Below are 11529 nucleotides of genomic sequence, written 5' to 3'. Positions count from 1 at the left end.
CTGCGGTCGCAGATCAAGGACCGCAGTTTCCAGCCCATGCCGGTGCGGGAGCGGATGATCCCCAAGTCGGGTGGCAAGCTGCGCCGTCTGGGGATCGCGACGATCACCGACCGGGTGGTGCAGGCATCCATGAAGCTGGTGCTGGTGCCGATTTTCGAGGCGGATTTTCTCCCGTGTTCCTACGAGGTTCCGCCCGAACCGCCGGGCCCATGACGCGGTGGCCGAGGTGCGCCTGCTCACGTCCAAGAAGTACGAGTGGATCGTGGAAGGCGACATCAAAGCCTGCTTCGACGAAATCTCGCATACCGCTCTCATGGAGCGGGTGCGGGCACGCGTCGGGGACAAACGTGTCCTGGCCCTGGTGAAGGCGTTCCTCAAGGCGGGCATCCTCAGCGAGGACGGCCTGCTGCGGGACAACGACACTGGTACCCCGCAGGGTTCGATCCTGTCGCCGTTGCTCAGCAACGTCGCGCTCTCGGTCCTGGACGAGCACATCGCCCAGGCGTCGGGAGGCGCCGGAACTGATCTCAACGAGCGCCGGAGGCGTCGACGCCGAGGTCTGCCCAACTACCGGCTGGTGCGGTACGCGGACGACTGGTGCCTGATGGTGCACGGCACCAAGGCAGACGCCGAAACGCTACGCGAAGAGATCGGCGCAGTCCTCTCCACGATGGGCCTGCGCCTGTCGCAGGAGAAGACTCTGATCACCCACATCGAGCAGGGCCTGGACTTCCTCGGGTGGCACATCCAGCGCCACCGGAAAGCAGGCACTAATCGGTACTACGTCTACACCTACCCGGCCAAGAAGGCCCTGCGGGCCATCATGGCCAAGGTCAAGACGCTGTGCCGACAGGTCGGTACGAACCAGCCGCTCGACGCCCTGTTACTTCGGATCAACCCGGCAGTGCGGGGCTGGTGCGCCTACTTCCGGCCCGGGGTGTCCTTCGCGACCTTCTCCTACCTGCGTCACTATCTGTGGCACACGGTGTGGCGATGGGTACAGCGAAAGCACCCCAAGACCGGCTGGAAGAAGATCCGTCGCCATTACGGCGGTCGCGGATCTTGGTGGGCCAGCGAGAACAGGGAGCTGTTCAACCCCATCACGGTAGGCACCACGCGCTACCGCTACCGGGGCGCGGCCATTCCCACTCCCTGGCCGACCGAGGGATGAGGACAACCACCACGAAGCCTCGGGGCTTGTGGAGAGCCGGGTGCGGTGCCAAGTCGCATGCCCGGTTCGGGAAGCGGCTCCGGGGAAACGGGCCGGTCGAAAGGCCGGAACCGCGCCCCGGGCCGACTTCACCAATGGATCCCACGAGCCGCTGAGGGCCGGGTGGCAGTCGACGAGGCCCGGGAGGTGGCCACCGCGTAGGCCGGATCACGTCACCGTGGTGCCTGCCTGCACGCGCTGGTTGAGCGCCCTGGTCAGTTCGCGGTTGGCTTCCCGGGCCGCGCCCAGATCCGCTTGGGACTCCTCCAGGGAGGAGGTCAGCTCGACGTTGCGCTGTTCAAGCCGGGTGAGGCTGCGTTGGAGTTCTTCGATGTCGGTGGGCACGCCCAGCCCTGACTCCCGCCACGCCTGCTCGCCAAGCTCGCTGGACAGGCGCTTCTCCAAGAGCTGGATCCGCGCGGCGAGCCGTGCGTTGCGGGCCTGCGCGTTCGCGAGATCGACCTGGAGCGATGCCCGACTTACTGCGGACGCGCCAGATGCAGGGTCTCGCTCGGACGGCTCGACCTCCGCCGCATGGACCAGCGCGAGCAGATCCCGATGCCGGTAGAGAAAGGTACGGTCCACCCCGGCCTGCCGGGCGATGCCGGAAACACTGATCCGGCCCCCACCGTGGGCAGCGGCGTTGACCGCCTTGACCACACGCTGTCGGCGCCGGTCGGAGTCTGCCTTGCGTCCGTCGCTCATCGCGGAACTCACGCTGTCCTCCTCGGCCGGACATCAGGCAGGGGCTGACCGATCCGCGGCATTCCCAGCATCACGCTCCGCCCGCGCCGGACGATCGAGACCGCCTGCTCGATCTGCGCCCGCTCCTCCGCTGTCAGATCGTCCGGGTCCGCCTTGACGCGGGTGATCAGACGCCGGACCCGGCGGATCTCTTCCTCCGACGGCATGGCCTCGCTGCGTGCCCAGTCGTCCGCCTCGAAGGCTGACATCAGCTTCTCGCGGCTCCGCAGGAGGTCGGCGAGGTACGCCTCCAGATCCGGCAGGTAGGAGACGTCCGTGTTGAAGTGCTCGCATCCCAGGCAGCGGAACCGCAGCGGGCAGCTCTGTCCGCCGGCGGCCACGTTCGTGGGCTCTTTGCAGACGCCGTACGCGGTGGCGACCTCGCCGATCTCACGCCGGACGTGCTCGGAGTCCAGCAGCCCTTGGGCCTTGCGCCACACCCGGTTTCCGTGCCGGTCGAACTGCAGGACTGTGACCCGGTCGATGGCTTCGCGCCGGCGGTCCTGGCCGATGCGGTAGTACGCCTGGGTGGTGATCAGCTGGCGATGGTCCATGAGCTCCTTGAGGACCTCGGGTGCCACTCCCTTGTCCGCGTGCCGCTGGGCGAAGCTGTGGCGGTAGGCGTACGGGAAGATCCTGCTCTTGTCGAACGGGAGCATCTTCGTGACCGGCTGGCCCTCTTCTTCGACCTCGACGGGGACGAGGAAGTCGGGCAGGGCCGTGACCGGCTCGGTGCTGGTCCCAGATGCCGGAGATCGGCTTGGTGCCCGACGGGTTGGACACCGGCGAGGGCAGGAGCTTTAGCTCGGCCCGCGGCGTGTTCGGGAAGCGCCGGCGCACACGCTCCTGCTGGGCGACGATCACGGCCCCGGTGGCCTTGGCGATCGGCAGGCGCCGGCCCAGCTCCGGGACCGTCAAGGCATCCAGCGACACTCCGGAGAGGGGCGGAGGGCCTGGCGGCGGAACCCGCGGCAAGCGCCGAAGCCTGCCACTGGCGCCTGCTCGCCCGGTAGTTGGGTCATGTGGGCGCACCCCGGAGACGGGCCAGACCTGCACGGGGATCGTCACCAGCCGGCTGCCGGACAGTCGGACCGTAGGCGGCGGCCGCAGCGGCTGCGCCCTGATCCCCTCGGACGGCAGTGAGCCATGCCTCGGCCGCCTCCGGGCGGCGCCAGCAAGGTCCTGACGGGCCAGCGCGAGCCTGATGCGGCCGCTTGCGGCCGCCGCGGTCAGCGGGACGGCGCCGTCCTCTCCGACCAGGCCGGGACCGCAGAGCCAGGTGTCGGCCTGGCCCCACTCGCCCTTCGCCAGGGCGAGCAGGCCGAGGACCAGCCGTGTGTCGCCCGCGACGACCGGCATCTCGGCCACCGACAGCACAAGACCCGGGTACACGCTCCCGAGAGCATGAGCCTGGACGAGCTCGGGGGAGCGAGCCGACGAGACCCTACACCTGTCGGGGCGGCGGATCGTTTCTCTGGCACCCACGAGTCATGCTGTCCAGATGCCTCCTGGCGCAAGATGGCGTTAGGCGGTCAGCTGCGGCGTAGGAGTACGGCCGCGGCGCCGACGGCGACGCTGGTTGCCAGAACCCAGCCGGCGAAGGCCAAAACGACGGCGATCCACATCGAGATGCCTTCGGTACGCCACTGTGTTTCCTGACCCAGGTCCAAGATGGGGAGCAGGAGATCCAGGGTGAAGATGGGGGCGCTCCAAGTCGGCCCTTCCCCGGCCTTCATAGGGCTGGGCGGCCGCGCACTGAACCAGAGCGAGCCAAGGCCCCAGATCACAGCGAGCCAAACCGCCGCTCGTCCCGGACGGTAGCCGTAGCCGAACGTGTTGTCCTGAATCGCGTCCCAGACCTTCGCCACTGCGCCCAGCTCCTGCCGGCGACGGCGCATGCGTGCGAGCAGGACGGTGTCCGCCTCCTGGGGTTCCCCTATGGCGCGCAGGGATCGGGCAAGCTGTTCGTACGGCTGAGGGTCGTACTCCTCTCGGGTTGCTGCCTCCAGCCACGCAAGTCTCGCCGCCAGAGGGAACGCTCCGCGGGGAACAATCCTCTTGTAGGCGAAGCCGGACAGATCCAGTCCGAACTTCGGCCAGCTGGCCGCCAAGTCCACGAGCGTGTCGACCGTGGCCCCCGCCAACACAACTTCGCCGTCGCGGACCTCGCTGAAGAGAAACCGTAGTTCTGAAGCCTGCATTCGGCGCAGCGAGAACACCTGACCGGCCGTAAGGCGCAGGCATGCACGACCGAGATCCACCGCGTCTCCGACTCGCGCATCGTCGAGCTGCACGCTGCCTTCGAACACCGTAGGCATCAAGCTGACCCCGCCCACAGCCACCGTAGGCATCAAGCTGACCCCGCCCACAGCTTGCTGTACGGCCGCTCCCGTAAAATACAAAGAGCGTTCGACCAACAGGCGCGGCGCGGTCAGCGCATAGCGACCGTACCGATTGCGGAGATGACTCCCCCGAAAGCTGCAGGACGCACCGATCTGTGCATCCGCGAGTGATATCTGACCGCTCGACTGCACAAGTTCCGCTACGAAATCCTGCGTCACCACGAGCCCATCGGCGATCAGGCTGTTGCCGCGCCTGTCTGGATTCAACTCCGCGTGGCTGAGCAGTAGATCGGCACCCACGCGTGCGTTCTTCAACACAATGCCGTATTGGAACTCGCACCGAGAGAGGTAAAGGTCTCCATCCGTGCGCAGTCCCGCTGCGTCTAGACTTGGCAGGAGGCAGCCGACGAGGCGGAGAGTCTGCATGCGAGTGTCCGTCAGCAAGAAGGGTTGCTCGAATCGGCACGCGTGGAGTTCCACATAAGGCGTCACCTCCCCCTCTGACAAGTCGAGGCATCCGGTGATCCGCAACCCTTTCAGTTTGAGGGCTGCGACTCTGTTGGGCCGGTCCGGCGGCCCATCAAGCAGTAGCCGTGCCAGGACGTCCGCGCGCACGATCAAATCCGCATCTTGCCAAGAATGGTCGCCTTCTTGAGTGTTGGCCCGCGCATCAAAGACCCGGCCTTCACGGAAGGCGGCCCATATCTCCCGTTCTATTGGCGAAAGATCAGCGGGCTCCTCTGTACTGTCGCTCAACTGGCCCCTCCTGATTGGTTCGTGGTCATTATCGCGGGCCATAGGCCTGTGCAGTGCTGATCCGGCGGGTTTTCCGCCATCGAAGTGTTTCAAGCGGCGCCAGGGCTACACCCAGTCGCGGCTGAACGAGTTGCGCGAGCTCGCTGAGTATGCCCAGGCCCGAGGCCTGCGTGTCACCTGGGGCTGACGCCTCCGCCCCCGCCTCCGCCCGGGGGCCCGCAAAGGGCACCACACGGCCCCATCGCGGGGTGGGTGTGTGGCACCCGCCCCGACCGAGAACACACGCCCGGGAGGGCGCTCATGTCTCAGGTCAGCACGGAGAAGAAGACGGAAGGAAGCCTGTCGAGCCGACCGCGCATTTCGCTGCTGGGCATTCGGAGATCACCGCGGGGGTCCGGCATGGCCGGAGAGGGCTACCGGCATCTGCTGGTGCCTGTACGCCTCGATCTGACCAAGTGGCCGGCCCAGCGGGGGGTGGGACAAGGGTCCCGCTTCTGCCTGGGTTGAACTGTTGGGCCTGGCGGTGAGTGTCAGGGACTGAATGGGATGAGACGACGACGTGGTTCGGCGAGAGGGGCCGGAGCGGCGGGGTGTGTCGCTGTTCATGTCAGACGCTAAGGCCGGAGTGTCTTCCGGGTCGCTCGAGCTCGCCCCCAACTCCTCGTCGTCGTCTGGTGGTGGTCGTGTGTCAGCGTAGGTCCGTACCCGGACGCCGTTCTCACCGGGGACCCGCCACGGCTGGGAGGGGGTGTTGCTGGCCCAGAGTCGGCCGACTTCCGCGGCGGCAGCCAGGGCGGTCTCCTCGTCGCAGGCGGCGATATCGACGACGACGAGGCCGGGTTCGCTGATGTGCACGGGAGAGATGGGCTTCATACCCGGCCGGACGTACCAGCCCCCGGTGAGGTTCACGTCCGTTGAGCGGATCACTCGATTGTGTAACAGGCGCCGGAATTGCCGCCCACAGGGTGTCCAGCTGCTATCGGCGCCATACTTCTGCGGGAACGGGCATCCATGACCGCGCGCCCGGTGGCTACGACACCTGCCTCACCGAACGCACCCGCAAGCTGCGGAACAGGCAAAGGACACCACCACCAAGGACCGCACCGACAAGGGCAAGCGGGACCAGGACGACACCCGGGCGCAGAACTCACAGAAGGCAGCGGACAGCAAAAAGAAGTCGGACACCTCCGACAGCCGCGGCGACCGGGACAACCGCGGGCAGCAGAAGAACACCGGCCCGGCGAAGAGCAAGTACGAGAACAAGGCGGTCTAGACAGCCGGCACCGCGGAGCTGGAGGCTCAGCGACCGTGCGGACGCGCTCGGGGCTGTCGGACGCCGAAGCCGACCAGGACCCGGCCAATGGCTCCCGGCCGCAGCGGCCGTGCGTGATCCGAGTGAGCCGGTTGTGATGGAGCTGGGGCGGGGTGCGAGGCCTTCGGTGGGTCCGTGGCGCGCTGTGTATGGGGAGGGGCTGTCGAGTCCGGTGGTCCGTGGTGCGCTCCAGAGCGAGCTGGTGGGGTGAGGCGGAGGGCCGGGAAGGGGCCTTCCGGCGTCGCGGCCTGAGCGGCGCCGCCGACAGCGGAGCGCCGGTCGCGTCCCTGCGGTCTCATGGGCGAGTGCGACAAGCCCCGTGGCGCAGCTCCCTCGGCGAACGCTCAACGGCGGCCGGCCGATCGGGCGGGTGGCTGCGGGGGTATCGCGTCCAGGGCGAGCTGGTACCCCGGCTCCATGCGGATTGGCCATCTGACGGTGCGGTGCTCAATGTCTCCTACAGCTACGTCACACAGCCCGGGCAGCATCGCGAAGATGGCTCCTGCAAGCACGTTGTCGTCGTTATCCAGGCATGGCACGTCTCCGCGCAATCTCGCTTTGAGGAGAGCACCCTCGATAGCAGTGTCGAACAGGCGGGCCATGTCCCCCCAGCTGAAGCCGGGGCGTAATTCGATCCCATAGGCGGGAAACACCGCGGCGTACAGCGACGCCCACATGCCAAGAAACGCGTTCTCGATGGTCTCAGTGGCGTCCCGGATCAAGGGATGCCCTGGAAGTGCCGCCTGGAGGAATGTCTGCAGGCTGACCGTGGGGTCGCCAAGCGTCGATCGCAGCTCTGCTGCGGTGCCTTCTCTGACGAGCTGTCCCAACGTCAGGCCGGGTGCCTCGGCCAGCAGCAGCACCTGCACCTCTCGCACGCGCCCTACGGTGATGGCCGGACGGAACAGATAGGCGATCAGGTCCTCGAGGAAAGCTGAGTGGTGGTGCCAGGTGTCGAGCCAGCGCTGCCGGTCGATTTCCTCCGCTGCCGCAGGGTCGGGGATCAGCAGTGCAGCGTGCCGCATGAGGTCTTCGGGGCCCAGGTTCCTGAACAGCTTGATCTCTGACGTCACCGAGCGGTGGGCTGCGCCAGCGAAGTGATGCTCGTAGAGCAGATGCAGGCCGAGATCCAGAAACATGCGCGTACGAGGATCTCGGGCGCACCTGATCTGCGTATCGCGTCGAGTTTGAACCTTGACATGCGATAACACCTGCGCCAGGTCTTCGCCCTCGGGGCTGGACAGGCGCCGTGTCCACTCTGCCCATTCCCAGGTCTGTCGCACCGTTCCCCCTCATCTTGCGCGGCCCTAGCGCGTAGTTGTCACCCAAGTCAATGGCAATCGACAGCAGCCACGCGGAGTGGCTCTGCTCCATGGTTGCGGGCTTCGCACCCGGAAGGCAGCCAAACGCGACATCCATGGCGCTGCGAAGAGAACCGAACCGAGACTCACCACACGAGCCGCCGCCCAACCAGCCGCCGGAGAGTGCAGCGATGACGTCTCCACCCGCCCGTTTCAGCCGACGTCTTCTCATGACAGTCCGCTACGTGCTCGCCGGGGCGACCTGCCTGGCCGCGGTCGCCTGCAGCATGTTCATGTTGTGGCACCTGTGGGCCCAGGACGGCGTCATGGCCTCGGCATCCGGCGCTGCATCCAGCGTCTTCTTCACCGCGTTCACTGCCATTGCACCGTCCTGCCGCACCGATCACGGCACCGCTGCCTAAGGGAGGCATCCTGAGAGGGCCGAGGTGGCCCACCACGTAAGGCTGCCGGTCCGGCGGGTCAGGGGCGTCCCACAAGGGGCCCAACGGGCCCCGGCCCGCACCCTGGCTCCCGGGCCCCGACAGGGGCCCGGCCCTCACTATCCCGCTGCCGCAGGCGCGGATCCAGCAACGCCTGTGCCACCGTGACGATCTCTGGAAACACCACTACATCCCTGGCCACCAGCCGCCACTGCTCATCGCCCCACTCCGCCGGGCCCCGCCGGCGTGTGGCCGCCACCACCTGTTCCAGACGCGGCCCCCACACGGCCTCCCGCGCCCAGAACTCCTCCCGCTCCCACCACCCGCACACCACCGCCCGCGCCAGGGCGAACACCTCCAGTGGCGCCACGCCGGCCGTCCCCGCAGCCCGCACCACCTGGCCCCACCGGCCCTGCGCCCGGCCCAACTCCCCGGCCAGGCCGACCACGTCGGCGAACTCCAGCGGATGTCCCTCACCCACCTCCAGCAGCCACCGGCCATGCCGCCCACACAGCCGCCGCCACCGCGGCCGGTACACCCACACCCGCCCGCCGCCCGCGCCGCGCCGGGCAGCACACAGCCGGCACCCGAAGGCCACCGGCCCACACTCCAGCGCTCCCACCCGCCACCGCGCCCACCCCTGCGCGTCCCCGCCCCGGCCCGCCAGCACTTCAGGCCCGGCGGCCTACGACGGCAACGCCCGCGCCAGATGCCGTGCCAGCACACGGCACCACCCGGCCAGCTGCTCCTGCGCCACCCCGTCGAGCAGCACCTCGTCGTCCGGACGCCCACCCTGCCTACGCCGCACCGGGTTCGCCCACCGCCACCATGCCGTGAGATCGGTGACCTGCAGCCGGTAAGCGGCCGCCACCCGGTGCACAAAAGACCACGTCGCCCCCTCGACGGGCACCACCCGCAGCGCTCCGCGCACGGCGTCTCCTCCCGCGCCGCGTCGTGCACCGCAGCCCGTCGTTGAGCTCCCCGTCGTCAACGTAGACGGTTGACCAGAGCGAATGCGTCCTCGGTCTTGGGGTGGGTCTTGCCCAGTCGGGTGTGCAGGATCTGTGCACCCCGGCGCGCGAGGTCCGCTGCGGTCGGGTCGTTCAACGTGTGCAGGGTTCGGGCTTTGAGCAGCAGGGCGTACCCGATGTACAGGTGGTCCGGCGAGTAACTGGCCTCGCGGATCCGCAGCGACCGCGAGATCAGTGGCACTGCCGTGGCGTAGTCGCCGAGGTCAAGGTGGACGTTCGCCAGTGCTATCAGGTCGAAGCTCACGTACGGATCGTCCGGCCCGTACGCCGACTCGTCGATCTGTAGCGCCCGTTCGGCCAGTGGCCGCGCCGCCCCGTGTTCGCCGAGAAGGCACAGTATCCGCGCAAGCGTGGCCAGGTCCGTCGCGATGGCGGGACTGTCCGCCGGCAGGCTGGACTCGTGCAGGCGCAGCGCGCGTTCCGCCAGCGGGCGTGCCCTCTCCGTCGCGCCGAGGTCCCGGTGGATCTGCGCCAGGGTGATCAGGTCGAAGCCGACCTCCGCATCCCGGCCCTCGAGCGACTCGTCAATCGCGAGGGCACGTTCACACAGGGGCAGTGCCACCGAGCAATCCCCGAGCTGGATGAGGAACGTCGACGCCAGCCTCAGCAGCACCGCAGTCTCCGCAGCGCACTCGGCCGGTGGATCGTCCTTGGCCACCGCAATGACGTGCGGGAGCAGCTTCTGCCACCGCGGCCGCGCGTCCGGGTCGCCGTGGATGTCGTGCGGCACGGCCGCGAGCAGCGCACGACACAGCTGGACCCGAGCGTCAGTGTGCACCTGGTCCGGCATCGCGGCCCGGATGGCGGCCTGCACCAGCCTGTGCAGCACCAGGGACGCGTTCCCGCGCCTCGCGAGACCCATACCAGCCAGGGCGCCGACCGTCGTGTCCCACGCCAGCGGGTCGGCTGCGGCTCCGTTCAGCGTTTCGGGGCTGCCGGTGAACAGGTCCAGCGGGATCGGCTCCGGCGCCAGCAGGGCACACAGCTCCAGCAGACGCACCGCCTGGGGCTGGTCCGTCTCCAGCCTTCGCACACTGAGCTGCCACAGGGTCGCGACCACCACCGCCGGCCGGTCGGTCAGCTCGCCCCGCGCGATCATGTCCTCCAGCCGCGACGTCAGCAGAGCCAGGTACTCCTCGGGCGCCGTGTGGTTGTAGCCCATGTACCCGGCCGCCTGCTCCAACGCCAGCGGCAGGTCCCCCAGTTGCTCGGCGATCCGGTCCGCCACCGCCGCGGTCATGCCGGGCACCCGCTGGACCAGCAGCTCCACCGACTCTCGCCTGGTGAACACATCCAGGTCGATGACGCCGGCTCTGCCCGACCAGCCACTCACCCTGGTCGTGACGATGACATGGCCGTTGCTCGCCGGGCCGCCCGACGGCATCGCGTGCGTGAGCGTGCCCGGTTTCTCCCCGTTGTCGAAGATGATCAGCCAGGGCCTGCGGTCCACCAACTTGCCGTACACCCGTGGGATGACCTGCTCGGAGCTCACCTCCGTCAGCCCCAGCTCCCCGGCCAGCGATACGAACTGGGACGCCACCAGATCGGGGTGCTCGGCGTCCACGAACGCGACGAACCGGTACTTCGACAGGTAGCGGTAGGCGTACTCGACCGCGAGCTGGGTCTTGCCGACGCCACCCAGCCCGTGCACGACCAGCATCGCGACGTCGTTCACCGAGGTGAGGCGCTGCCGCAACTCCCGCAGCGTGGCGTCGCGGCCGGTGAAGTTGGTGTTGCGCGGCGGCAGTCGGTACGCCACGGGCGCGAGCGGGTCCTGCGCACGGCCGCGGCGCGGCGCCTGCCACAGCCCGATGAGCGCCAGTGGTATCAGGATGAGGAGCACCACCCACGGGTGGACGCGCACGAAGTCGAGCGGCCCCGGCCAGCGGCTCTGGCCAGACGCCGCGTTGAAGGCAAGACTGCCGAGGAACAGCACGAGCAAACCGGCCACCGCGCTGGCCAGCGTTCGCCACATGGCTCCCTCTTCGGTATGACGGCGACCGTGACGATCAACAGCCAGCGCGATCTTATCCCAGGCGCCGCACCACCCGAGGGGAATCGACCAACGTCAGCGGACCGGCAGCACCGGATACGACGCTGACCAAAGGCCGATTGCCGGGGCCGTGCAGCTGCTTGCTGAGCCGTCGTTGCCGCGCCGACCGTCGAGTTGGAGCAGAAGTCCAGCTGGGTGTCGGGTGCCTGCTGCGCGGAGGCGGACGCCGGCGGGCCCATGGCGCCTCCCGGCTGGTCGTCATGCGCTCCGTGATCCGCTGCGAGCGGGTGGACGTCGTGGCGCTGACCGACCAGGTGGACATGTGGCTGGACGACGAAGGGCTCTACAACCACCCGGTCAACAAGCTCGCGAGGCTGCTGGCGGTCCGCTTCGGCTTCAC

General features: G+C 68.3%; 10 protein-coding genes and 2 pseudogenes. 4 read left to right on the top strand and 8 right to left on the bottom strand.

Annotation, left to right across the window (positions count from 1 at the left end; genetic code table 11):
- Together ACZ3H8_RS40140 and ACZ3H8_RS40135 are read left to right on the top strand one after the other, a co-directional pair.
- A pseudogene (locus tag ACZ3H8_RS40140) lies at window positions 1-213 on the top strand (group II intron reverse transcriptase/maturase); the annotation flags it as partial.
- A gap of 4 nt (window positions 214-217) precedes the next feature.
- A complete protein-coding gene (locus tag ACZ3H8_RS40135; RefSeq protein ID WP_467410218.1) occupies window positions 218-1171 on the top strand; it encodes a reverse transcriptase domain-containing protein in 954 nt (317 codons plus the stop codon).
- Window positions 1172-1378: 207 nt separating this feature from the next.
- On the opposite strand, the gene ACZ3H8_RS40130 is transcribed toward ACZ3H8_RS40135, so the two are convergent.
- The 3 genes from ACZ3H8_RS40130 to ACZ3H8_RS40120 all read right to left on the bottom strand — a co-directional run bounded on the left by ACZ3H8_RS40130 (window position 1379) and on the right by ACZ3H8_RS40120 (window position 5052).
- Window positions 1379-1915, bottom strand: coding sequence for a hypothetical protein (locus ACZ3H8_RS40130; RefSeq protein ID WP_467410215.1), 537 nt, complete (start codon window positions 1913-1915; stop codon window positions 1379-1381).
- 8 nt (window positions 1916-1923) lie between these two features.
- Entirely contained in the window at window positions 1924-2613 is a 690-nt protein-coding gene (locus ACZ3H8_RS40125; protein ID WP_467410213.1) for a hypothetical protein, read from the bottom strand.
- An 873-nt stretch (window positions 2614-3486) separates the two neighbouring features.
- Complete coding sequence (locus tag ACZ3H8_RS40120) at window positions 3487-5052, bottom strand: oxidoreductase (protein WP_467410210.1); 1566 nt, start codon at window positions 5050-5052, stop codon at window positions 3487-3489.
- 300 nt (window positions 5053-5352) lie between these two features.
- Here ACZ3H8_RS40120 and ACZ3H8_RS40115 point away from each other — a divergent pair, with 300 nt between their 5' ends.
- The gene (locus ACZ3H8_RS40115; protein WP_467410220.1) at window positions 5353-5559 is read left to right on the top strand and encodes a hypothetical protein; all 207 of its coding nucleotides are present in this window, start codon (window positions 5353-5355) and stop codon (window positions 5557-5559) included.
- A 183-nt stretch (window positions 5560-5742) separates the two neighbouring features.
- Here ACZ3H8_RS40115 and ACZ3H8_RS40110 read toward each other — a convergent pair.
- Window positions 5743-5925, bottom strand: a pseudogene (locus ACZ3H8_RS40110) (DUF6207 family protein); the annotation flags it as partial.
- Window positions 5926-6708: 783 nt separating this feature from the next.
- Complete coding sequence (locus ACZ3H8_RS40105) at window positions 6709-7503, bottom strand: hypothetical protein (protein WP_467410207.1); 795 nt, start codon at window positions 7501-7503, stop codon at window positions 6709-6711.
- A gap of 392 nt (window positions 7504-7895) precedes the next feature.
- On the opposite strand from ACZ3H8_RS40105, the gene ACZ3H8_RS40100 reads away from it, so the two are divergent.
- A complete protein-coding gene (locus ACZ3H8_RS40100; protein ID WP_467410204.1) occupies window positions 7896-8087 on the top strand; it encodes a hypothetical protein in 192 nt (63 codons plus the stop codon).
- Window positions 8088-8145: 58 nt separating this feature from the next.
- On the opposite strand, the gene ACZ3H8_RS40095 is transcribed toward ACZ3H8_RS40100, so the two are convergent.
- The 3 genes from ACZ3H8_RS40095 to fxsT form a co-directional block, all read right to left on the bottom strand.
- On the bottom strand, window positions 8146-8703 hold the full coding sequence (locus tag ACZ3H8_RS40095; protein ID WP_467410202.1) for a hypothetical protein: 558 nt from the start codon (window positions 8701-8703) through the stop codon (window positions 8146-8148).
- A gap of 87 nt (window positions 8704-8790) precedes the next feature.
- Window positions 8791-9036: a hypothetical protein gene (locus tag ACZ3H8_RS40090; protein WP_467410199.1), complete on the bottom strand. Its 246-nt coding sequence runs from the start codon at window positions 9034-9036 to the stop codon at window positions 8791-8793.
- A 56-nt stretch (window positions 9037-9092) separates the two neighbouring features.
- Window positions 9093-11111: an FxSxx-COOH system tetratricopeptide repeat protein gene (gene fxsT / locus ACZ3H8_RS40085; protein WP_467410196.1), complete on the bottom strand. Its 2019-nt coding sequence runs from the start codon at window positions 11109-11111 to the stop codon at window positions 9093-9095.
- Window positions 11112-11529: the final 418 nt, after the last annotated feature.

Source organism: Streptomyces sp. NPDC002868 (assembly GCF_055563295.1).
The sequence above is the reverse complement of the archived record's forward strand: the minus strand, read 5'-3'. Positions and strand labels throughout refer to the sequence as shown.